Below are 23306 nucleotides of genomic sequence, written 5' to 3' on the forward strand. Positions count from 1 at the left end.
ATGGATACATCTTTTTCATGGATAAAAGCATATGTTCCTGACCTTGACTGTACAGCTCAGGAATATACGGATGCAATGACTTTATCAGGTACAAAGGTTGAGGGATTTACCGAATTTGACAAAAACCTTGATAAGATTGTTGTAGGTAAGATAAATAAGATTGAGAAACACCCTGACGCAGACAAGCTTGTTATCTGTCAGGTACAGGTTGACGAGGACGGAAAGGAAGTACAGATAGTAACAGGTGCTTCAAATGTTAAGGAGGGACAGAAAGTTCCTGTTGTTCTCGATGGCGGTCATGTTGCAAGTTCACACAAGGACGGAGAGTCAGAGAACGGATTTAAGATTAAAAAGGGAAAACTCCGCGGAGTTGAGTCATTTGGTATGATGTGCTCTATCGAGGAACTTGGTTCAACAACTGATATGTACCCTGATGCTGCAAAAGACGGGATTTATATATTGAGTGATAACCCTGAGTACAAGGACGCAAAGATTGGCTCAGATGTAGTAGAACTTTTAGGACTTCACGATGTAAGATTTGAGTACGAGATAACATCAAACAGAGTAGACTGTTTCGGAATGATAGGTATTGCAAGGGAAGTTGCTGCAACATTTGGCAAGGAGCTTGTAGTACCTGAGGTTAAAGAGACAGGAAACAGCGAAGATGTAAATGATTATATTTCAGTTGAAGTAAAAAATCCTGAACTCTGCCCTAGATATACGGCAAGAGTTGTAAAAAACATCAAGATTGCACCGTCTCCGGAATGGATGCAGAGAAGACTTGCGTCAGTGGGAATCCGTCCTATAAACAATATCGTAGATATAACAAACTATGTTATGGAGGAGTATGCACAGCCTATGCACGCATATGACCTTGATAAGATTGAGGACAAAAAGATAATCGTAAGAAAAGCTGATAAGGGCGAGAAGTTCGTGACTCTTGACGGACAGGAGAGGGAGCTTGACGATACTATGCTTATGATATGTGACGGCAAGAAACCGGTAGGAATTGCAGGTATCATGGGTGGAGAAAACTCTATGATAACTGATGATGTTACGACAATGCTTTTTGAAGCAGCAACATTTGACGGCACAAACATCCGTCTTTCAGGAAAGAAACTTGGTATGCGTACTGATGCACAGGCAAAATTTGAAAAGGGACTTGACCCGAACAATGCCATTGATGCGATGAACAGAGCGTGCCAGCTTGTCGAGGAACTTGGTGCAGGCGAGGTTGTTGGTGGAGCAATCGATTACTATCCGGTAGAGAAAGAGCCTATAGTTATCCCTTACGATGCAGATAAGATAAATGCACTTCTTGGAACAGATATAGATGAAGCCACAATGGTAAAATATTTTGAAAAACTTGATCTTACAGTAGATACTGATAAGAAAGAAGTTATTGTTCCGACATGGAGACAGGATCTTGAAAGACTTGCCGATCTTGCAGAAGAAGTAGCGAGATTTTACGGATATGACAAGATTCCTATGACACTTCCAAAGAGTTCTGCTACAGCAGGGGGATTGTCAGAAAAACTCAAACATGAGAAGGCTGCAAGAATTGTGGTAGAGGGATATGGATTCAACGAGGGAATGACATTCTCCTTTGAGAGTCCTAAGGTATATGACAAATTAAATCTTCCAGAGGATGATGTTCTTAGAAAGAGCATAAAGATAACAAATCCCTTAGGTGAGGATTACAGCGTTATGAGAACATCTGCACTCGGAGGTATGCTCACATCACTTTCAACAAACTATAATAGAAGAAACAAGAATGTAAGACTTTATGAACTTGCAAATGTTTACCTTCCAAAACAGCTTCCTCTTACCGAGCTTCCTGATGAGCGTATGCAGCTCACACTCGGAATGTACGGTGACGGAGATTTCTTCACAATGAAAGGTATTATCGAGACGCTTATGACAAAACTCGGTCTTAAGAAAAAGGCAGAGTATGACCCAGAGGCAGGAAAAGCATTTCTTCATCCGGGACGCCAGGCAAAAGTTATGTATGACGGTGTTCAGATAGCTTATTTAGGTGAAGTTCACCCGGTAGTACAGAAAAACTTTGCAATCGGTGAGAGAACATATATCGCCGTAGTCGATATGAAAGCTATCATGGATATGGCTGACTTTGAAGTAAAATACGAGGGCGTTCCAAAATTCCCTGCAATGACAAGAGATATAAGTCTTAGCATGAAGAAAGAAGTTCTCGCAGGAGATATAGAAAAAGTAATCAGCAAAAAGGGCGGAAAACTTGTTGAGTCATATGAACTTTTCGATGTGTATGAGGGTTCACAGCTTGTCAAGGGATTTAAGTCACTTGCATATAAGATAGTATTCAGGGCAAAAGACCACACACTCAAAGATGATGAGGTAAATGCTGCAATGGATAAGATAATAAAGGCACTTGCTGAGATGGATGTAGAACTTCGCCAGTAATTGTCACTGATGAAGAAATATTTACAAGAGATAAATTTGTGATAAACAGACAGTCTGTATCAGGCTGTCTGTTTGTTGTGTTTTGAGGAGAAATCATTACAGTAACCGTTCAGCTTTTCATTTAAAGCGGATATTTGCAATCAGCTTTGCTGCTTGCTCATAAACCTGCAGGCAAGCTGTCAGCCGCTGCTTTGCAGCTTATGTTTACTCATTTCAGAAATGAAAGGCTATTCTACCATAAAAAGGTACTTAACAATACAATGAACAAGCTCATTGTATTGCCAATTATCTTTTTATGGCTGAACTGTTACACTGTAATAAAAATTTAATATCTTTTAATATTGCAAAAGTTTTTGGTGTATAATATATTATATAAGAAAGTCGCAGTACATATATGTATAATACATATAGGGTACTGTATTTTTGAGTGGATTTTGACTGAGAATAGTACGGAAAATCCATATATGCAAAAATTTTGCACCAAAGATTTGTGTTTTGTACAAATTTATATATGTAAAAAAGTATAGGAATAAGGAGTAAAATGAAAAAGAAACATAAATTTATAATACGGGTCATTTCATGGATCTTATTTATAATATATCTTGTTATGATGGTCTATTTTTTGTTTTTTAGTGAGATGCTTGGGAGAACTCCGAGTGATACATATCACTACAACCTTAAACCGTTTACGGAGATTCAGAGGTATATTACTTATTACAGGAGACTTGGAAGTTTCTATGTTCTTTTAAATATCGTGGGAAATGTTTTATGCTTTATGCCGCTTGGATTTGTGCTGCCTGTACTGTCATATAAGAACAGGAGTATATTCAAGGTAACATTTATGTGTATGCTGTGCTCGGTTACGGTTGAGCTTATCCAGCTTATATCAAAGCTTGGCTCGTGCGATGTCGATGATGTGATATTAAATACATCGGGCGGTATATTGGGATATATATGTTTTGCAATCTGTATGTTTATATTTAGACATAGGACGGGAAAAAATAACAAAAAGAAAAACAGGAGGAAATAAAGATAAATATGAGAAGCAGGAAAAAAAGAAAAAAAGAGGGTGAGTTAAGGCTCACAGACAAAAAGCACCCGGCATCGGGTATCTGGGCAGTGATTATAGGCATTTTTGCGTTGGTGATGTTTGGCGTAACCTGTTTTGTGTCGGGAAATAACAAAGGAAATGGTGGGATGATAGTCGGCATTGTGGGAATACTCTGTTTTATTATAAGTATTTCGGGATTTATATTGTCATGGATAAGTCTTAGAAAAGAAAATATCAGATACCTTTTTCCGACAATAGGAGCGGTTGTGAACGGATTGCAGATAGTGGGTTATATGGTGGTCTATATATGGGGATCGTATATATAATCAATTGAGGAACTGATTATATGTGTAAAACTTAGTAAAAAATGTAGACAGTTTCGCAATTATCTGTATAATTATCTGTGCAAAAATAATATAAAAAGTTATGTTTTATATAGTATGTATAAAAGTTATAATCTGATTTATCGTAACAGTTCAATCATAAAAAATAATTGGCATTACAAAGAGTTTGTTAGTTGTATTGTTGATTATTTTTTTATAATTTATTAAAAAAGAAATGAGGAAATTTGTTATATGGCAATGAATTTTTCGGAAGAAGAAAAAAAGAAGATGCTTGAGGATGAATCTGAGATTTATCAGAAAAGAGATGATGGTCTTGATGCAAATAACGGACAGCTTAAAAAACTTAAAGGCAGGGAAAAGAGAGCATATTTCAGACAGTATTATCTCGGTACGGTGGCGGTTGTTATCGTGGTGGCGATACTTGCAGTGCTTTTTTTTAAAAATGCCGTTCAAAAGAAGCCGCATTGCGTACTGTATATAGCGATAGAAGATGATGTGCTTGATGAGGATAAAGTTGCTGATTTTGAGAAAGCCGTAGAAAAATATCTGAACATTGACACAAAGAATGAGTATGTAAAAGTCGATAATGGAACGAGCGACCAGGAGATACAGACATATATTTATTCAGGCGTGGTTGATGTTATCATCGCTTCGGAGGATACATATAAAAGATGGGCAAATGAGGGCTGTATGGCAGACCCGTCATCATCAGATACTGTATCTTTCTACAAAGATTATGACAAAAATAAAAAGTATTTTGCAAAATATGTGTCAGGTGAGGAATTAAGAAAAAGTAAACAGAGTGCAGACAAGTTAAAGTCATCAGAGGGAAAGACTTATAATTTCGGACTTTATTTGAGTGACAGTAAAAAATATAAAGAGACACTCGGCGGTCTGCTTAAAAAGCCGGTAGCTGGTATAACTGCTACATCAAAAAATACTGAAGAGGCTAAACAGTTTATAAAATGGATGATAGAGTAATAGATTTTTTTAATCTGATATTTTTGTATAATTCTGATAAAGATTTTATATAATTTTAATATATTATATGACCTATTTACTAAAATGAACAAAATGTAAAAAAACGGTTGACAGAAAAGCAATTAAGTGTATAATAATAGCCATGACAAAGGTGTCACGAAGAAATAATCGTGGCACCTTTTTTGCATTAGCACAAAACTTGTGCTGGTGTATAAATTATATTGCCAGTTAGATTTGTTGTCCGGACACGCAGATTAAAACAGGTTAAGACCGAGATGTATTTGAAAAGTATATGTATGTTGTTAATGTTACTGTTATACAGTAAATTTGAACAGTAAAATTATATAAAATTTATGGTACATCAGGATAAAAAGGAGGCACATTATATGTCAAATGAAATTTTAGATTATATTAACAGTAATCTGTGGGGCGTCTGGTACCTTATAGGTGCCGCACTGGTTTTCTGGATGCAGGCAGGCTTTGCAATGGTTGAAGCCGGATTTACAAGGGCAAAGAACTCAGGAAATATTATTATGAAAAACCTTATGGACTTCTGTATAGGTACGGTGATGTTCATCGTGATAGGTTATTCATTACTTCTTGGAAACGATGTCGGAGGTGTCTTTGGAGCACCGGGATTTAATATATTTAAGGATTATGCAAATTTTGATTTTTCAGGCTTTGTATTTAACTTAGTATTCTGTGCAACAACAGCTACTATTGTTTCAGGAGCAATGGCAGAAAGAACAAAATTTATCTCATATTGCGTATATTCAGCAGTTATCTCAGCGGTCATCTATCCTATCGAAGCACACTGGACATGGGGTGGTGGTTTCCTTGCAAAGATGGGATTTCATGATTTTGCCGGTTCAAACTGTATTCACATGGTTGGTGGTATCTGTGCACTTATTGGTGCGGCAATGCTTGGACCCCGTATTGGAAAGTTCAGTAAAAGAACAGGAAAGCCGCACGCTATTCCAGGTCACAACCTTACAATAGGAGCACTTGGTGTATTTATCCTCTGGTTAGGCTGGTATGGATTTAACGGTGCAGCAGCTACTTCACTTGAGGATTTAGGCTCTATCTTCCTTACAACAACAATAGCACCGGCAGTTGCAACAGTAGTATGTATGATATTCACATGGATAAAATATGGCAAGCCTGATGTTTCAATGTGTCTTAATGCATCACTTGCAGGACTTGTTGCCATCACGGCATCCTGCGATGTTACTGACTGCGCAGGTTCATTTATTATAGGAGCTGTAGCAGGTGTGCTCGTTGTGTTTGGAGTATGGCTTCTTGATTATAAACTTAAGATTGATGACCCTGTAGGTGCCGTTGCAGTACATATGATGAATGGTATCTGGGGAACATTTGCCGTAGGTCTTTTTGCAACAAAATCAGCACCGGGATTTCAGATTGCACTTGACGGTGGAGCAATAAAAGCTGAGGGACTTTTCTATGGCGGCGGATTTACACAGCTTGGACTTCAGATAGTAGGAATGGCAGCAACAATAGCATGGACGATTGTTACTATTACGATTACATTCCTTGCAATCAAACATACATTGGGACTTAGAGTGTCTGCAGAAGAAGAACTTCAGGGTCTTGATTCAGTTGAACATGGTCTTTCATCAGCATATGCAGACTTTATGCCGGCGGGAAATATGTTCTACTCAGCAGGTACATCAGTTGAGACCCTTAAGGGAAATGTGCCTATTGATAAAGCTGTCGAGGTTACAAATGTATCAACGGCATCAGCACCAAAACCTGCTGCCTATAAGAAAACTGAAACTGAAAAGAATGAGGAAATTCCAAAACTTACAAAAGTTTCTATCATATGCAAACAGAGTAAATTTGAGGATCTTAAGGAATCACTTAACAATATCGGTGTAAACGGTCTTACGGTAACGCAGGTGCTTGGCTGTGGAACTCAGAAGGGTATGACTACAAAATATCGTGGTGCAGAACTTGATGTTGTACTTCTTCCTAAGATGAAAGTCGAGGTTGTTGTCAGTGCCGTTCCTGTAGAAACTGTTATAGATACAGCTAAGAAAGCACTCTATACAGGAAATATCGGAGATGGAAAGATATTTGTATATGATGTTGAAAATGTAGTCAAAGTTCGTACAGGTGACAGTGGATTTGATGCATTACAGAGTGATGATGAGATTTAAAGATATGATAAAGGGATTGAAAACAGACAGCAATTTTGGGGCATAAGTTGGCAATAAAATAAATTTTGAAACCAATATCATAATAAATCCATCTCGAAATTCTTCGCTCAGAAGATACCGAGAGTACATAATAAAAGTTAAGGAGGCTTTATATCAGGTCTCCTTAATTTTTTGCATAAACGGAAGTTTTGTTGTATTATAGGAAGTAATGAAAATATTACTGTTTACTTTTGAGGTGCGTACGGCATCATAAAAACACTGTTAAGACACATATTTGTGCTATGATAGCTGTATTGCTTTAAACAAAATGTAACAATCGTAATAAAAATGTAATGCCGCTAAGTATTGACATTGTATCAATTTAAAACTATAATTCGTAAAGTGGAATAGGGAAAAGATGTTATAATTAATGGAGGAAATTATGAAAAACGCTAATAAACAAAAGAATAGTATTTCAGGAAATAATACCTCAGGACTTGGAAGAAAGATTGCGTTGATAGCAGTTGCTGCAGTTGTAGTCATAGCTGCCGCAGTTTTTATAGGCATAAGAGTTTATTATGGCAGTCATTGGTATCCTGATACAAAGATAGGTGACAAGGATGTTTCAGGCATGACACTTTCAGAGTCGGTAAAGGCAATGGAAAAGGTCTATGGTTCGTATCAGCTTGACATTAAGGGAAGAAAAGATGGAAAACTTACGATAAATGGTGATGATATTGATTACAAAGTCGGTGTTGAAGATGCCGTAAAAAAAGCATTTGAGCAGCAGCATGACAAGTTTTCGTATTCAAATCTTTTCAAGAATAATGATACTAAAATCGAACCAAAGGTATCGTATGATGAAAATGAAGTAGATTCTATCCTTAGCTCGGCATCAATAGTAAAGGGAGACAGCAGTTATAAGGTTACGGCACCTATTGATGCAAAAGCTGTATATTCAAAAAAGAAGAACAGTTATCAGGTTGTAAAAGAAGATGTGGGAAACACTCTTGATAAGGATAAATTTTCAGAAACAGTAAAGACAGCTTTAGATAATGGTGAAACTTCAATAGATGTTTCTGATGAAAAAAAATATCCGGATATTTACGAAAAACCGGCACTTACTTCTAAAGATAAAGAACTCAGAAGAGAAGTAAATGTATGCAATGCAACAGCACTTAGATGGGTTACATGGACTATACATAAGGGAGTTCAGGAGAGTGCGACACCGGAAGACATAAGTAAATGGATTACATATAATAATGGAAAAGCAGTTCTTGACAATCAGGCAATGAGAGACTGGATGGAAAAGCTTTGTCTGAAATATAAGACTCTTGGCGGAACAAGAAAGTTTAAGAGTCATACAGGAAAAATGATGAGACTTTCCGGTGGTGATTACGGATGGCAGCTTGATTATGAAAAAATGTGTGCCCAGTTAAAAGAGGGTGTCACAAAGAAGATAAGCAGAAAACTTCAGAACGCATACATCAAAAATCAAGATGATGCGAGCAAAAAAGCCATCACTGTAACAAAGAAGCCTGAGTGGTTAGGAACAGCATACAGATACGATCCAAAGAATAAGATGAATGACTGGAATAAAAACAGTTATATAGAAGCTGACCTAGGCTCACAGATGGTATATGTATTTAAAAACGGAAAAGTAATCTATTCATGTGCCACAATATCAGGAAGACCTGTACCGGGCAGAAAGACAACAACGGGAATGTTCTTTATAAAAGAACATGCAAGACACAGGATTCTTCATGGTGACAACTATGACACACCTGTAGCAAACTGGGTTCGTATCACATGGACGGGAACAGGTTTCCATCAGGCAGAATGGCAGCCATGGGGAAGCTGGAGCCCAAGCCTTTACAAAGTAAAAGGTTCACACGGATGCCTGAACTTAAGTCCATCAAGTGCAGCGAGAATATACGAACTCACAAAGTATAAACAGATGGTATTCATGCACTACTAAAAAGAGAAAATAGCAAAAAATAAAAAGATGCAGATTTGTATTTCAATATGGAAAAAAACTGCATCTTTTCTAATATAAAAAATCATGCCTAAATTATAATATATTAGTGTTAGTTAAAGAAAACTTCAAGAAAAGGGAAAAATAAACAATAACTAAAAAATAGTTTTACTTAAAGTTAAATATATAAATGTGTTTAAAAATTTCCGAGAAACAGCAAAAACAGGATTTTATTTTGCAGCAAAGGGCGTTAGAAAAGCGTCGGTACTAAGTGAGCGTATTAAGCTCACATATGTACCGCTACGCTTTTCTCCGAGGCGCGAGCCGTCCCTGAGCGTAAAATAAAATCCTGTTTTTGCGTCCGTAAATCGCTTACTGCTTACCCAAACAACTTAACTCCGTCAGCTTCTCCGAAAACCGCAAAGCCGTCGAATTCATTCTGTTCAAGTTTGTTTAAGAATTTACCAAGCTTCTTAGGTCTTGCGATAACTGAAACCATATATTCATCCCTTAAATTTTCAGCATATGCAAGGGCATCGGCATAATTATCTTTGTCATAGAATACGGCAATACGCTTTTTACGGTCAGGTATCGCATAATTCTGTTCCATGAGGATGCCGAAAATCCTTTCAAAGCCGATTGAGAATCCTACGGCAGGAATGTCCTCATTTAAGAACTTTCCAATAAGGTTGTCATATCGTCCGCCGCCTGCAACAGCACCGCTGTAACCATCGGCTGCAACCTCAAATATAGTGCCTGTATAATAACCCTGCCCTCTTACGAGTGATGGAGTAAACTCAACAGGGATAGTTCCGTTTGAAGCTTTGTCAACTGTATCAATGATATATTTAAGGTCATTGACATATTCTGCATCACATACATCTGCAATAGAGTCAAGTGTGAGACTGCCGTTCTCAAAAAGACCTATGAATTTGTCAATTGCATTTTTGTCAAATGAATTTTCTTCAAGTTCAGCTTTTACACCGTCAATTCCTATCTTATCAAGCTTATCAAATATAATGGCAAGCTTTTCGTTGTCGGCATCATCAAAGCCTGTATATGAGAAAATGCTCTTAAGTATGCGGCGGTCATTTATCTTTACGGTGTAATTCTTTAAGCCGACTCTGTTAAGAGCCTTTGTTGTGGTGAGGATAAGCTCTATCTCTGCGTCTCTTGAGTCATTTCCTATAATATCTATATCACACTGCATAAACTCACGCAGACGACCTTTTTGAGGCCTTTCGGCTCTATACACTCTGTCCATCTGAATAACTTTAAAAGGTGTCATAAGTTCATTTTTGTTATTTGAAAAATATCTTGAAAGAGGGAGAGTAAGGTCATATCTAAGTCCCATGTCAGATAATTCTTTTTCTGTCACATTTTCGTTATTTAATGCAGAAGAAAGTTTTTTTCCTCTTTTAAGAACTCTGAATATAAGGTTTAAGTTTTCGCCACCCTCGCTCTTGTCAAGGTTTACCGCATCTTCAATGATAGGAGTAGTAATGCGTACAAATCCTGCATCTCTGTATGTCTCGGCAATTACATTCTGAAGATAATCTCTTATTTCAACTTCTTTTGGAAGATAATCTCTCGTTCCTTTGACTGGTGTAGATTTCATATAAATAATCATCCTTTCTGAAAATAATAATCATAATCCTTTAATACTTTACCATATCTGGTCTTTTATATCAATCTCTGCGTAACAGTTCAGCCTTTCATTTCGTACATTCATAAACCTGCCAGTAAGCTGTCAGTCGCTGCTTCGCAGCTTATGTTTATTTACGCGAAAGCAAAGTGAGGATGGAACAAATAAATTTGTTCCATCTGAGCGTGCTCGCGAGGGCTTTGCCCTCATGTAATAAATGAAAGGCTATTCTACCATAAAAAGATAATCGACAATATAATGAGCAAGCTCAGATATTGCCGATTACCTTTTTATGGCTGAACTGTTACATCTCTGCATCAAAGTAGTCACAGTAAAATTGACTTATTGCACTGAATAGTGTAAAATTAAAAGATGAATAAAGCCGATATGTCGGTGAGTTAAACTATATGGAGGAAAGACATGGATAAGAAGTTAAGAGTTGGTATCCTTGGTGGTACTGGAATGGTAGGACAGAGATTTATCTCATTATTAGAAAATCACCCTTGGTTTGAGGTTGTAGCTATAGCTGCAAGCCCAAGAAGTGCAGGTAAAACATATGAGGAAGCAATCGGGGGTCGTTGGAAGATGACTACACCAATGCCTGAAGCCGTAAAGAAGATTGTGGTACAGGATGTCAGCGATGTTGACAGTGTTGCTTCAAAAGTTGATTTTGTATTTAGTGCGGTAGATATGACTAAAGACGAGATTAAGAAAATTGAAGAAGAATATGCGAAAACAGAAACTCCAGTTGTTTCCAACAATAGTGCACATAGATGGACACCTGATGTGCCAATGGTTGTGCCTGAGCTTAATCCTGAGCATCTTGAAGTTATTGCTGACCAGAAGAAGCGTCTTGGTACTACAAGAGGATTTATCGTAGTTAAGCCAAATTGCTCTATTCAGAGTTATACACCGGCACTTCATGCACTTAAGAAAGCAGGATATGAGCCGAAGACAGTTGTTGCCACAACATACCAGGCTATTTCAGGAGCAGGAAAGACATTTAAGGACTGGCCTGAGATGGAGCACAATATCATCCCATTTATCGGTGGTGAGGAAGAAAAGAGCGAGCAGGAGCCGCTTCGTATCTGGGGTCATGTTGAGAATGGCGAGATAGTAAAGGCAGATAGTCCTGTTATCACAACACAGTGTATTCGTGTACCTGTTCAGGATGGTCATACGGCAGCAGTATTTATGACATTTGAAGAGGGAAAGAAACCTTCAAAAGAAGAAATCATTAAAGTGTGGAGAGAGTTCAGCGGAATGCCACAGGAACTTGGACTTCCAAATGCACCAAAGCATTTCATCCAGTATATTGAGGAGGATAATCGTCCTCAGGTTTCACTTGATGTAAATTATGAAAACGGATTTGGAATATCTCTTGGCAGACTTCGTGAAGATACTGTATTTGACTACAAATTTGTAGGTTTATCACATAATACTGTTCGTGGTGCAGCAGGTGGAGCTGTTCTTATCGCAGAACTTTTGAAAGCAAAAGGATATATTACAGCAAAATAATCATAAAGCAGCATGAATGTTACCGGTTGCACAATAAGTGTGAACGGCAGCACATGAATGGGAGGTGCCATATGAATAAGTATCGTATTTTAGTTAAGGGGATTGTCCAGAGGGATAATAAGTATCTGGCTGTAGAAAAATGGTACGATGATAATATCATGGAGCCGTATCAGTGGGAATTTATCGATGGAGAGGCAGAGTTTGGGGAATCACCGGATAAAGCCGTTGTAAGAACAATACAGGAACAGACAGGTCTGATAACCGAAGTTGACAGAGTTCTTTATACATGGACATTTATGATTGGATCAGAGTGTAATTTAGGACTTGCCTATCTTTGTCTTACAGAGCAGAATGAGGATGAAGTGGTTTTGTCCGAAGAACTGAACGATGCTAAGTGGATTGATTATATGGACTTTGAAAAATACATTCATAATAAGCGAATGCTTGAAGATCTTGAAAAGGCGGAACTTTATTAATAAGAGGAGTGCATCTGTCATATTGTTTGGCGGGTGCTCTCTCTGTATATAGGGAAAGGCATAATATATATTTATGGAAAAAATTCTTATAAAAAACGGCAGGCTTGTTGATCCTGCAAATGGTATTGACAAAAAAATGGATATTCTCATAGAGGATGGAAAAGTAAAAAAAGTTGCAGATTTTATTGTGGAAGATGAAGATGCAAATGTAATTGATGCAGATGAAAAGGCTGTTATGCCGGGATTTATTGATCTACATGTTCATTTAAGAGAGCCGGGTTTTGAGTATAAAGAGACTATTGAGACAGGTTCAAAAGCTGCGGCACGAGGCGGTGTTACATCCATATGTCCGATGCCAAACACAAAACCTGCCATAGACAGTCCGGAAAGTGTAAAAGACCTGCTTAAAAGAGCGGAGTGCTCACCGGTTCATATTCTTCCTATAGGTGCGTGTACTATAGGTCAGGAAGGAAAAGAACTTGCTGACATTGAGGGCATGAAAGATGCGGGTATCGTGGCATTAAGCGAGGATGGCAAGTCGGTTATGGATTCTGCATTGTTCAGAAAATCGCTTAAAGAAGCTGCAAGACTTGATCTTCCAATGTTCTCGCACTGTGAGGACAAGGCTCTTGTCGAGGGCGGTGTTATGAATAAGGGGCAGAAGTCAGAGGAACTTGGACTTCCGGGTATCACAAACTCTGTTGAGGATGTTATCGTTGCGAGAGATATTATAATGTCAAAAGAAGCAGGAAACAGACTGCATCTTTGTCACTGTTCAACGGCAGACAGCGTTGTTCTTGTCGAAATGGCAAAAAAGCAGGGACTTCCGGTGAGTGCGGAGGTATGTCCGCATCACTTTACAATGTCTGATGATGAGATAACGGAGGATAATGGAAGATTTAAAATGAACCCGCCACTCAGGAACAGAGCGGATGTTGATGCGTTAAAAGAGGGACTTAAAACAGGTATTATGGAAGTTATATCAACAGACCATGCACCACATGGGAAAGAGGAGAAAGACCAGTCTATGTTAAAGGCTCCTTTTGGAATAGTCGGACTTGAGACATCATTTGCACTTGGCTATACGGAGCTTGTAGACAAAGGAGTGCTTACATTGTCACAGCTTGTGGAAAAGATGAGTGTAAATCCGGCAAAAGTGCTTGGCATAGATAAAGGAAATCTTGCACCGGGCAAAGCAGCAGATATAGTTATAGCCGACATTACTAAGGAGTATAAAATAGACAGCAGTAAGTTCGTATCAAAAGGAAAGAACACGCCTTTTGACGGTAAAAAAGTCAAAGGCAGAGTCATAACGACCATAGTTGACGGAAAAATCGTATATAAATACTAGGAAAACAAATAAGATAATTGCAAAACAGGTTATATGCTGAGATAGCAGTTAATAGTGTTATAAGCAGTAAACAGAGTATATAAAAAATAAAACGGAGGAAGATAAATGATAAATAAATTAGTTTCAGAGATTAAGAAGAAAAATGCACCTATAGTCGTGGGACTTGATCCTATGCTTAACTATGTGCCAAAGCATATACAGGAAAAAGCTTTTGCACAGCATGGAGAGACACTTGAGGGAGCGGCAGAGGCTATATGGCAGTTCAACAAAGCCATAGTAGATGCGACATATGACCTTATCCCTGCCGTAAAGCCACAAATTGCAATGTATGAGCAGTTTGGGATACCGGGACTTGTATCTTACAAAAAGACTATAGATTACTGTAAAGAAAAAGGTCTTGTAGTCATAGGAGACATCAAGCGTGGAGATATAGGATCAACATCGGCTGCATACGCTGTAGGTCATCTTGGAAAAGTTCAGGTTGGCTCAAAGTCTTATGCAGGATTTGACGAGGATTTTGCAACAGTAAATCCATATCTTGGAAGTGACGGGGTAAAGCCTTTTATTGATGTGTGCAAAGAAGAAAAGAAAGGTATCTTTGTTCTTGTAAAAACATCTAATCCGTCAAGTGGAGAGTTTCAGGATAAAGAAGTTGAAGGAAGACCTCTCTATGAGCTTGTCGGCGAGATGGTTTCAAAATGGGGCGAGGACTGCATGGGCGATGATTACAGTTATGTCGGATGTGTTGTCGGAGCTACATATCCTGAAATGGGAAAAGTTCTCCGTAAACTTATGCCAAAGACATATATTCTTGTACCGGGATATGGCGCACAGGGTGGTACGGCAAAAGACCTGAAACCGTACTTTAACGAGGACGGTCTTGGAGCTATAGTAAATTCGTCAAGAGGAATAATCGCAGCATACAAGCAGGATGCATACAGCAAATTCGGTGAGGAGAATTTTGCAGATGCGTCAAGGGAAGCTGTCATTAATATGAAAAACGATATCAACAGCATATTTTGATGCAAGGGTCAAAAGCATCCGGCAATGTATGGTTACATATAAATTGCCGGATGTTGGCAGGATTGTAAAAATTGCACAGCAATAGAGCAATCCGTGACATCAAATGGTAACTGTTATGAGCAAGTAGCAGAGCGGATTGAGAATAATCCACTTGACTAAATGAAATGAGGTTATACGGTTTATGGCTGACAAGAAAAAAACTATGGCGGTGATAAGATCGCAGGAAAATATAACAAAAGATATATTCAGTATGTGGCTCGAATTTGAAGCCAATGCTAATGTTGTGAACAGTGCAGTTCCGGGACAGTTTATCTCAATGTATAGTGCTGACGGCAGCAGGCTGTTGCCAAGACCGATAAGCATATGTGAGATTGACAAAGTTGCAAACTGTCTTAGAGTTGTTTACAGGGTTGTAGGAAAGGGAACAGACGAGTTTTCAAAGATGGTTAAAGGTGATGAGATACCGGTTGTCGGACCACTCGGAAACGGCTTTACGCTTAAAGGAGGAAAGGCAGTACTTATCGGCGGTGGTATAGGAATACCGCCAATGCTTGAACTCGCAAAATCTCTTAACTCAAAAGAAAATGTTTCGGTAGTGCTCGGTTACAGAGACAATGACCTGTTCCTCAAAGATGAATTTGAGCCTTATGCAAATGTGTATGTATCGACTGAGGATGGAAGTGTCGGAACCAAAGGAAATGTCATAGATGCGATAAAGGAAAACGGGCTTGATGCGGATGTACTTTACTCATGTGGACCTATTCCTATGCTTCGGGGTGTTAAGGCATACGCAAAAGAAAAAGGCATCGAGGCACAGATTTCAATGGAAGAAAAGATGGCTTGTGGAATAGGGGCGTGTCTCGGCTGTGTATGCAAGTCAAAAGATATTGATGAGCACAGTAAGGTTCATAACAAGAGAATATGTAAAGACGGACCTGTATTTAATGCAGAGGATATAGAGATTTAACACTATCAGGGAAGTCCTATGTTTCTATTGCGTAGAGCAATAAGCGGCGGTAGAGGACTTGCTTAAAGAATAAATATTGCGAAATGGAGGAAGCTTATGAATCTTTCAGTAGATTTTGCCGGAGTTAAGATGAAAAATCCGGTTACAACGGCATCGGGCACTTTTGGTTCAGGCGAGGAATTCAGTGAGTATGTTGACTTAAACAGACTTGGAGCTGTTACGACAAAAGGTGTTGCAAATGTTCCGTGGCCGGGAAATGATACGCCGAGAGTATGTGAGACATACGGAGGAATGTTAAATGCGATAGGACTTCAAAATCCCGGAATAGACACATTTGTAAGCAGGGATATACCTTTCCTTAAAAAATATGATACAAACATTATTGTAAATGTGTGTGGAAAGACTCCGGAAGAATATATAGAGGTTGTAGACAGACTTGCAAATGAGGATGTTTCAATGCTTGAGATAAATATATCATGCCCTAATGTAAAGGCAGGAGGTATTGCTTTTGGACAGGATCCCAAACTTGTGGAGCAGATAACATCAAAGATAAAGGATCATGCAAAACAGCCTGTCATAATGAAATTAAGTCCTAATGTTACGGACATAACTGAGATGGCAAAGGCGGCGGAAGCAGGCGGAGCAGATGCGGTATCACTTATAAATACGCTTACGGGTATGAAGATTGATATAAACAGAAGAACATTTGCACTTGCCAATAAGACAGGCGGAATGTCAGGGCCGGCCGTAAAGCCTGTTGCCGTGAGAATGGTCTATCAGGTGGCAAATGCAGTAAATATACCAATTCTCGGAATGGGCGGTATAAGAACTGCAGAGGATGCATTGGAGTTTATCATGGCAGGTGCAGCTATGGTTGCAGTCGGAACGGCAAACTTTAACAATCCGGCGGCAACAACAGATGTTATTGACGGAATAGCCGAATTTATGGATAAAAACGGAGTCAAAGATATAAATGAGCTTATCGGCTGCGTGAAGTAATAACATAAGCCGTTTGTCTAGATATAAAGATGACTGACAGTAGACATGAATGTGCTAAAAGCTAAGAATGCAGATGTTTAAAGGAGTTTGACAGACAAAAAATTTTATAGAAAAGAGGTTTGATTATGGAAAGTTATAAGAAAGAGTTTATAGAATTTATGGTAGAGAGTGATGTTTTAAAATTTGGAGAGTTCACTCTTAAGAGCGGAAGAAAATCACCGTTTTTTATGAATGCGGGAGCATATGTCACAGGCTCACAGCTTAAGAGACTTGGCGAGTATTACGCAAAGGCAATACATGAGCATTACGGTGATGATTTCGATGTACTGTTCGGACCTGCATACAAGGGAATTCCTCTCAGTGTTACGACTGCTATTGCATACAGTGAGTTATATGGAAAAGAGGTAAGATACTGTTCAAATCGTAAAGAAGTAAAAGACCATGGAGATACGGGAATCTTACTCGGAAGCAAAATAAAAGACGGCGATAAAGTTGTTATCATCGAGGATGTGACAACCTCAGGAAAATCTATTGAGGAGACATTCCCTATCATCAAAGCTCAGGGAGATGTTGAGATAAAAGGTCTTATAGTTTCATTAAACAGAATGGAGAGAGGTCTTAGCACAGATGCAAGTGCTCTCGATGAAATTCAGTCAAAATACGGTTTTGGTGCAAATGCCATTGTAACTATGGAGGATGTTGTAGAATGTCTTTACAATAAAGAATGTCAGGGAAAAGTGCTTATTGACGACAAACTCAAGGCAGCAATCGATGAATATTATGAGCAGTATGGTGTGAAATAATAAAAATCAGAGCACTATAGTTAAAAATAATGAATGTATAGAAACTCATATTAGCAATTTCAACGAAAATTAAAGTAAATTTAGTTTAATAAAAGACCAAAAGGAGACTTATATGGGAGAGAAGATATATAAGACAATGAAATCCGTAGGTTCATTTAATCTCGTTATGGGAATACTGCTTATCGTTTCAGGGATTACGACCGGGGTTTTATTTATTGCAAAAGGAGCAAGACTTCTCAAAGATAAATCGGAGCTTATGTTTTAATGAAGATATATGTATTTGGAAATTACATGGATTTTAAATGTCTGGCGGGAAACTGCCAGACAACCTGTTGCAGTGGGTGGAAGATAGTTGTTGACAGAGAAGCCTATGAGAGATTTAAAAATCTTGAGAATAAAAGTCTTAGGGCTGATATATTATCAAATATTGTAGAGAAAGACGATGTGCATTCGTTTAAGAACAGGACAAATGGTGACTGTGCCATGCTCGATGGTGATGGTCTTTGCCGCATACAGAGAAATTCAAATGAAAAGACATTGTGTAATACCTGTCGTAAATATCCGAGATTGTCGTTTTCAGATAAAGATACTATGCTCTTATCTATGGCAGCGTCATGTCCTGTCATAATAGAATATCTGAGTAATGATAAAATAAAAAATATGTGGTATGAGATGGGAACAGACAAGAAAATGTATCCGATCGATATAAGCGGTGTAAATTGGTTTGCACAGGACAAGAACAGATTTGATATTTTGATAAATGATATAAAAACAAAATATTATTTAAAATCGGAGAGACTTAGTGAACTTTTTTTTGACTTTGCCGACATGGCAGTAGATATTATAATAAGCTGTAAAGACTGTATGTATTTTGATGGAAGTTTTGATGCATATGAGGAACAGATGCAGGGAGAAGAGTTTCGGCGAAGATACAATGATTTTACAAAAAAATATGGAGAAAGACTTGCAACATTTGATAAAAATTATGCTGACTACCGAATTTTTACAAAAAAATATGAAAATCCGGATGAAGATACTTATGACAGGATATATCAGGTGGCAGGAGAAATCGTGATGCTCGATACGATAATGTTTAGTTTGAGTCTTCAAAAAGGCAGCAATTATGAAAAAGATATTGTAAATGCAGTCCATTGGGTCTATAAAACAGCAGTGCATGGAAAAGTCAGTGGTAGCAAAATGCACAAAAAAATCATGGAAATTTTGGCAAAATGACGAAAAAAATATTTTCTAGTCTTGTAATACGAGAAAAATGTTACGAAATAAGTGACATTTTTTTTGATATGTAGAAAAAATAAACAAAAATTTGTGAATAATGGAGAAAGATGTAGTTTTGTCAAAAATAAGGCAAAAACCACTTTACATTGCGAAAAAAATTCTTTAATATACGAATATAATAAGTGTATTCGGAGTATGCAGCATTAAGCAGAGTGCAAAAACGTTTGCTTTATTAAAGGGGTAGAGAAAAATTTAAGAATGGAGAATATATATGAAAATAGCATTTTGGAGTAATGGAGGGGAGAAGATGTGCGTTACAGCCAATATGGCGAGTATCGCATCAATGGTATCACTTAGAAATGCAGGCAGAGTTAAAGAAATTTTATTGGAAAATCATTTTAGCAGAAATAAAAGTCTTGAAGATGTTTTGCTGCAGCCAATGCAGCAGGATTTCCTTAGGGAATCCGGAGGGTACAATGTAAAATACGGACTGGATTACATACTAAAGAGGATTTATTGTGGAGATAGGGATAGAGAACTTATCAAAAATTCGACAGTTGATCTGATGTTATCTAATATGTGTCTTTTGCCATCAGGGATGGTTTTTAACAAAGAAGTATTCAATTATGATTTCAGTATGGTTCACAGAGAGTTGTTTAAAATATTAGAAGAAGTTTCAGAGTATATTTTTATAGATACGGAGTCAAATCAAAATCTTAGTACAAAACAGATATTGTTTGATGCAGATATAGTTGTGGTAAATCTTACACAAAATCCTGACAATATAAGAGATTTTTTTGAAAATTATACTTCAATAAGAGAAAAAGCCATATACATTGTAGGAAAATACCGTCCTGAAAGAAAGTGGACGCGAAAGAGGATAAGCTATGAATATAATGTGCCGAGAAACAGAATAGGGATTATGCCATATACTATTGAACTTGAGTATGCGATAGATGCAGGCAGGCTGCAGCAGTATTTATGCAGCAATTATATGAGAGCGACCAGCAGAGAAAATGAATTTTTTATAAGACATTGCAAAAAGAATGCAAAGCTTGTGGAAAATACAGCGAGAGAAATAAAAAAGGAGATGATAAGAAGTATTGAGTTGCAAAAGATAGACGATGCCTGTAAAGAAAACAGATGAGATATACGAAAAATTATATAGGAAAAACTTATATGAATATAAGGGGAGGTGGGTGCATGGAGACCGGAGTTAATTCAGACATATTAGGATATTTAAAAAAAAGACAGAGCGAACTTGAAAAAGTAAGTCATCCTATGGTGCGTTATGATGACTCTTTCAGGTATCTGTATGCTTTTGGACTTGGTGTTATGGCACTTGGAAATATGAAAGCAATGAAAGAACTTCAGGAGTATTTCGAGTCGTTGTCAGTAAGATTATGTATCTCAGAAAAAGGAAGAGAGCAGATAATAACAGATATAAATAATTATTTTGACTTCAGATTGACTGAATGTATTGAAAAGGTAAGAGAGAAAGAAATACAGTATTGTTTTGTATTAGACCTGTATAAGATATATCAGTTATCTCTATGGTCGCAGGATTATTGTGAAAAGGTACTTGATTATTATCAGCAGATATTCAGGTTTTCAGATATTGAGAGAAATTTTTTTGGAACATTTAGTGAAAGTGCTCAAAAAAAGGATACTGAAAAGGCAGGGAAAGCATATGAACTTTTCAGAAAGAAAGGTTATGAGATAAGATATTCAGTTCTGTCGTATTTTTTTCCTGAATTTGTGCTTGAGGAGAACTATGATAATATAACCGTTAAGGCCGGAAAGACATTTATAATAGATAAACCGACTAAAGTTACCGGTGATATTATTGTAGAAAGAGGCGGTTCGCTGCTTGTTTTAGGTGGAATACTTAAAATATACGGGAGTATAATAACGGATGGCGGAAGAGTTCGGCTTTATAATGCAAGAGTACGGGTTATGGACAATAAGAACGATTATTTTATGAAACTGTCAAAAACGGCAATTGTTCAGATTACATACTCATTTATTGATTGTGGCGGAAAATGTGGTTGTATAAACCAGACTACAGGAAGGTTTATATTGTCAGACACGGCTATAAGCAATACTTCGGGAGAAAGGGCTGTTGAGTTCTTAGGAAGATCAGCAGTCATAACGCGCTGCCGTTTTGTAAATTGCAATGCAGGTGCACTGGCATTGATGAAAAATTCAAGGGTAAACATAGAAAATACCGAATTTATAAATTGTATGTCAGAATACGGCGGTAGTTTATATTCTGAATCAATAGGAAATGTAAAGGTTGAAAGCTGTACATTCGAGAATAGTAAGGCGAAATATCTTGGCTCGGCAATATATTTTAAATATAGCAAATTCGGTCAGTTTGTTACGAATTGCATATATAAGGAATGTTTGCCTGAGGAGAGCAGCGTTTTTAATGTTTATGATGATGATTTTGAGATGCAGAGGTTATAGGGAGGAAAGATATGATCGTAGATATATTGACAAAATTTAATTACAGGCGAAAAATCTATCTTACCCCTGAGCATCCGTTCTGTTCATATGATGATGGATTTAAAATGCAATACAGTTCAGCGGTTATAATGCAGGCCGGACTTAATAAAAAAGTAAAATTGCTAAATAATTTTGAACTTGAACGGCTTATGAAATATGGTCTTAAAATGAATTCGTCTGACATTGCGTGGGCTCTTAGAAATTCAAAAGAGTACGAAATGATATGTGAGTTTGTTTTAGAAAATATAAAAACAGGAAAAGAAAAGATTATTTTTTTAATGGATCTTTTAAATGTATCGGGAATAGGCAGTGAAATTTCTGCTGACGAGATTAAATTCTTAAAAAAATTTGCTGACAAACTTGGAATATCAGAGCAGATTTTTGAGGTCGTAAGAAGATTTATTGAATGTGCGGTTAAGGAAGAGAGTAAAGAGTGTTTTGAACTGTCGCAGATAATAAAAAACCTTTATCCTGAGATAGAGCTCATAGATATGAAATATTTTGCTTTGCAGATATATGAGTATTCTGAGTGTACGCAGAGGATATTGGAAGAAAAGAAAGAGTTAAGGATAACGGACAGATGTCAGATTTATGAGGATATAGTCCTAAGAAGAGGGATGAAACTGGTGTTTGACCATGCACTTGTAAGGGTATATGGAAATATACTTTTAGACGGCGGAACTCTTGAAATAATCAACAGTAAGGTTATAAGGAAGAGTGACAGTCACCGTTCCTGCATAAATCTTAAGGGTGATTACAGCAATGTGGTTATAAAAGGATGCGAGGCTGACTGTAGAAATTATGGAATGTTTATAAGAGCAGAATCAGGAAAGGTAGTTGTCAGCGAGTCAAATATTTACAATACGACAAGAGGTGCAGCGATAAGATTCTGGGGTGAAAGTATTGAGATAACAAATTGTATTTTCAGTCGATGTTATTCGCCGGAGGATGGTGGTGCGGTAATGGTTCGCGGCGGTGTCGGAAAGATAAGTAAGTGTCGTTTTGCCGATTGTGAGGCAAAGCGTGGTGGAGCCGTTTATATAGTTGAAAACATCTGTCTTGACAAATGTCATTTTACAAATTGTAATGTTGCAGAGTATGGTGCAGCAGTTTTTTGTTCAGGCCTTGCAGATGTTGATGACCGTGAATTAGAATATGTTGCCTGCCATCCGGAAGGAGCTGAGTTTGTTCAGGTACTCAAAAAAAATGGAGAGTTAAGGATTTTGGGTGATATGCTTATCAATAAATCAACAATAGTGGATTGTCCTGTTTATGTTGAGTCATCAGGAAATCTCAGTGTTTCAAAAGCCGCATTATATCTTAATTATCCTGTAATGTGTGCAGGAAATTTAAAGCTGGTACATGCAAGGATTGTGGCAAACCATCTTGAAAATTCAGATATGCTCTATCTTGAGGGTGCAAGGAAGTGTGAAATAAGTAATTGCGAATTTGATGGAGCATTAAGGACAGGCGGAATAAATATCAAGGGAACAAATGTAACGATAAAAAATTCATTGTTTAGGAATACATATGGTGGCAGAGCTGTATTTAATGCATATCGTCCGGTTATAAAAGAAAGCATATTTAATTTTTGTCAGGACGGGGCAATATATACGCAGGGTGGAGAGATTGAGAAATGTGTGTTTGTAAACTGCCGTGCCAAAAGTGGGGCAGGAATAAGTATGTATGGCAATAAAGGACTTGTAAAACATTGCAATTTTAAAAGATGTATAGCCAAAAAAGGTGGGGGAGCTATAGACAGGCAGGTGGGAACACACATAGAAAAATGCCAGTTTGAAGAATGTAAACCAGCCGATATATCTTAGCAGAACAT

At 37.6% G+C, this 23306-nt stretch carries 19 protein-coding genes; 18 read left to right on the plus strand and 1 reads right to left on the minus strand.

Translation table 11 applies throughout. The features are described 5' to 3' along the window. The 6 genes from pheT to DW721_RS02485 all read left to right on the plus strand — a co-directional run bounded on the left by pheT (window position 1) and on the right by DW721_RS02485 (window position 8949). The gene (gene pheT, locus DW721_RS02460) at window positions 1-2439 is read left to right on the plus strand and encodes a phenylalanine--tRNA ligase subunit beta (RefSeq protein ID WP_118744687.1); all 2439 of its coding nucleotides are present in this window, start codon (window positions 1-3) and stop codon (window positions 2437-2439) included. Window positions 2440-2980: 541 nt separating this feature from the next. Continuing rightward, window positions 2981-3469: a VanZ family protein gene (locus tag DW721_RS02465; protein WP_118744688.1), complete on the plus strand. Its 489-nt coding sequence runs from the start codon at window positions 2981-2983 to the stop codon at window positions 3467-3469. A gap of 8 nt (window positions 3470-3477) precedes the next feature. Next, complete coding sequence (locus DW721_RS02470) at window positions 3478-3816, plus strand: DUF6142 family protein (protein ID WP_022014946.1); 339 nt, start codon at window positions 3478-3480, stop codon at window positions 3814-3816. Window positions 3817-4065: 249 nt separating this feature from the next. Beyond that, the gene (locus DW721_RS02475) at window positions 4066-4815 is read left to right on the plus strand and encodes a hypothetical protein (RefSeq protein WP_022014947.1); all 750 of its coding nucleotides are present in this window, start codon (window positions 4066-4068) and stop codon (window positions 4813-4815) included. A gap of 386 nt (window positions 4816-5201) precedes the next feature. Further along, window positions 5202-6992: an ammonium transporter gene (locus DW721_RS02480; protein WP_118744689.1), complete on the plus strand. Its 1791-nt coding sequence runs from the start codon at window positions 5202-5204 to the stop codon at window positions 6990-6992. 421 nt (window positions 6993-7413) lie between these two features. Next, on the plus strand, window positions 7414-8949 hold the full coding sequence (locus tag DW721_RS02485; RefSeq protein WP_182436176.1) for a L,D-transpeptidase family protein: 1536 nt from the start codon (window positions 7414-7416) through the stop codon (window positions 8947-8949). A gap of 376 nt (window positions 8950-9325) precedes the next feature. On the opposite strand, the gene hisS is transcribed toward DW721_RS02485, so the two are convergent. After that, window positions 9326-10564 (minus strand): histidine--tRNA ligase, encoded by a 1239-nt coding sequence (gene hisS, locus DW721_RS02490; RefSeq protein ID WP_118498312.1) that lies wholly within the window; start codon window positions 10562-10564, stop codon window positions 9326-9328. A 447-nt stretch (window positions 10565-11011) separates the two neighbouring features. On the opposite strand from hisS, the gene asd reads away from it, so the two are divergent. From asd to DW721_RS02545, 12 genes are all read left to right on the plus strand, one after another. Further along, window positions 11012-12109 (plus strand): aspartate-semialdehyde dehydrogenase, encoded by a 1098-nt coding sequence (asd, locus tag DW721_RS02495; protein WP_118744691.1) that lies wholly within the window; start codon window positions 11012-11014, stop codon window positions 12107-12109. A gap of 71 nt (window positions 12110-12180) precedes the next feature. Then, window positions 12181-12585: an NUDIX hydrolase gene (locus DW721_RS02500; protein WP_022014952.1), complete on the plus strand. Its 405-nt coding sequence runs from the start codon at window positions 12181-12183 to the stop codon at window positions 12583-12585. 73 nt (window positions 12586-12658) lie between these two features. Further along, window positions 12659-13936, plus strand: coding sequence for a dihydroorotase (locus DW721_RS02505; protein WP_118744693.1), 1278 nt, complete (start codon window positions 12659-12661; stop codon window positions 13934-13936). A 105-nt stretch (window positions 13937-14041) separates the two neighbouring features. Beyond that, window positions 14042-14959, plus strand: coding sequence for an orotidine-5'-phosphate decarboxylase (pyrF, locus tag DW721_RS02510; protein WP_055943573.1), 918 nt, complete (start codon window positions 14042-14044; stop codon window positions 14957-14959). A gap of 181 nt (window positions 14960-15140) precedes the next feature. Beyond that, window positions 15141-15926 (plus strand): dihydroorotate dehydrogenase electron transfer subunit, encoded by a 786-nt coding sequence (locus tag DW721_RS02515; RefSeq protein ID WP_118744694.1) that lies wholly within the window; start codon window positions 15141-15143, stop codon window positions 15924-15926. A gap of 96 nt (window positions 15927-16022) precedes the next feature. Beyond that, window positions 16023-16925, plus strand: a complete 903-nt coding sequence (locus tag DW721_RS02520; RefSeq protein ID WP_022014956.1) for a dihydroorotate dehydrogenase — start codon at window positions 16023-16025, stop codon at window positions 16923-16925. Between the two features lie 125 nt (window positions 16926-17050). Further along, entirely contained in the window at window positions 17051-17728 is a 678-nt protein-coding gene (pyrE, locus tag DW721_RS02525) for an orotate phosphoribosyltransferase (RefSeq protein ID WP_022014957.1), read from the plus strand. Window positions 17729-17840: 112 nt separating this feature from the next. After that, a complete protein-coding gene (locus DW721_RS15970) occupies window positions 17841-17993 on the plus strand; it encodes a hypothetical protein (RefSeq protein ID WP_022014404.1) in 153 nt (50 codons plus the stop codon). Next, window positions 17993-18961, plus strand: coding sequence for a flagellin lysine-N-methylase (gene fliB / locus DW721_RS02530; RefSeq protein ID WP_118744695.1), 969 nt, complete (start codon window positions 17993-17995; stop codon window positions 18959-18961). The genes DW721_RS15970 and fliB overlap by 1 nt, the downstream gene beginning before the upstream one ends. 274 nt (window positions 18962-19235) lie before the next feature. Further along, entirely contained in the window at window positions 19236-20111 is an 876-nt protein-coding gene (locus tag DW721_RS02535; protein WP_118744696.1) for a hypothetical protein, read from the plus strand. A 56-nt stretch (window positions 20112-20167) separates the two neighbouring features. Beyond that, window positions 20168-21433 (plus strand): right-handed parallel beta-helix repeat-containing protein, encoded by a 1266-nt coding sequence (locus DW721_RS02540; RefSeq protein ID WP_182436177.1) that lies wholly within the window; start codon window positions 20168-20170, stop codon window positions 21431-21433. A gap of 11 nt (window positions 21434-21444) precedes the next feature. Beyond that, window positions 21445-23298, plus strand: coding sequence for a right-handed parallel beta-helix repeat-containing protein (locus DW721_RS02545; protein WP_118744698.1), 1854 nt, complete (start codon window positions 21445-21447; stop codon window positions 23296-23298). Window positions 23299-23306: the final 8 nt, after the last annotated feature.

Source organism: Clostridium sp. AM27-31LB (assembly GCF_003480745.1).
Taxonomy (GTDB): Bacteria; Bacillota; Clostridia; order Lachnospirales; family Lachnospiraceae; genus Butyribacter; species Butyribacter intestini.

What these genes read in the sequence shown, in the direction of transcription:
- DW721_RS02500 (WP_022014952.1), top strand. Translation starts at nt 12,181, where the DNA reads ATGAATAAGTATCGTATTTTAGTTAAGGGGATTGTCCAGAGGGATAAT.
- DW721_RS02535 (WP_118744696.1), top strand. Translation starts at nt 19,236, where the DNA reads ATGAAAATAGCATTTTGGAGTAATGGAGGGGAGAAGATGTGCGTTACA.
- DW721_RS02545 (WP_118744698.1), top strand. Translation starts at nt 21,445, where the DNA reads ATGATCGTAGATATATTGACAAAATTTAATTACAGGCGAAAAATCTAT.
- pyrE (WP_022014957.1), top strand. Translation starts at nt 17,051, where the DNA reads ATGGAAAGTTATAAGAAAGAGTTTATAGAATTTATGGTAGAGAGTGAT.
- DW721_RS02465 (WP_118744688.1), top strand. Translation starts at nt 2,981, where the DNA reads ATGAAAAAGAAACATAAATTTATAATACGGGTCATTTCATGGATCTTA.
- DW721_RS02475 (WP_022014947.1), top strand. Translation starts at nt 4,066, where the DNA reads ATGGCAATGAATTTTTCGGAAGAAGAAAAAAAGAAGATGCTTGAGGAT.
- DW721_RS02515 (WP_118744694.1), top strand. Translation starts at nt 15,141, where the DNA reads ATGGCTGACAAGAAAAAAACTATGGCGGTGATAAGATCGCAGGAAAAT.
- DW721_RS02520 (WP_022014956.1), top strand. Translation starts at nt 16,023, where the DNA reads ATGAATCTTTCAGTAGATTTTGCCGGAGTTAAGATGAAAAATCCGGTT.
- DW721_RS02505 (WP_118744693.1), top strand. Translation starts at nt 12,659, where the DNA reads ATGGAAAAAATTCTTATAAAAAACGGCAGGCTTGTTGATCCTGCAAAT.
- hisS (WP_118498312.1), bottom strand. Translation starts at nt 10,564, where the DNA reads ATGAAATCTACACCAGTCAAAGGAACGAGAGATTATCTTCCAAAAGAA.
- DW721_RS02480 (WP_118744689.1), top strand. Translation starts at nt 5,202, where the DNA reads ATGTCAAATGAAATTTTAGATTATATTAACAGTAATCTGTGGGGCGTC.
- asd (WP_118744691.1), top strand. Translation starts at nt 11,012, where the DNA reads ATGGATAAGAAGTTAAGAGTTGGTATCCTTGGTGGTACTGGAATGGTA.
- fliB (WP_118744695.1), top strand. Translation starts at nt 17,993, where the DNA reads ATGAAGATATATGTATTTGGAAATTACATGGATTTTAAATGTCTGGCG.
- DW721_RS02540 (WP_182436177.1), top strand. Translation starts at nt 20,168, where the DNA reads ATGGAGACCGGAGTTAATTCAGACATATTAGGATATTTAAAAAAAAGA.
- DW721_RS02485 (WP_182436176.1), top strand. Translation starts at nt 7,414, where the DNA reads ATGAAAAACGCTAATAAACAAAAGAATAGTATTTCAGGAAATAATACC.
- pyrF (WP_055943573.1), top strand. Translation starts at nt 14,042, where the DNA reads ATGATAAATAAATTAGTTTCAGAGATTAAGAAGAAAAATGCACCTATA.
- DW721_RS15970 (WP_022014404.1), top strand. Translation starts at nt 17,841, where the DNA reads ATGGGAGAGAAGATATATAAGACAATGAAATCCGTAGGTTCATTTAAT.
- DW721_RS02470 (WP_022014946.1), top strand. Translation starts at nt 3,478, where the DNA reads ATGAGAAGCAGGAAAAAAAGAAAAAAAGAGGGTGAGTTAAGGCTCACA.
- pheT (WP_118744687.1), top strand. Translation starts at nt 1, where the DNA reads ATGGATACATCTTTTTCATGGATAAAAGCATATGTTCCTGACCTTGAC.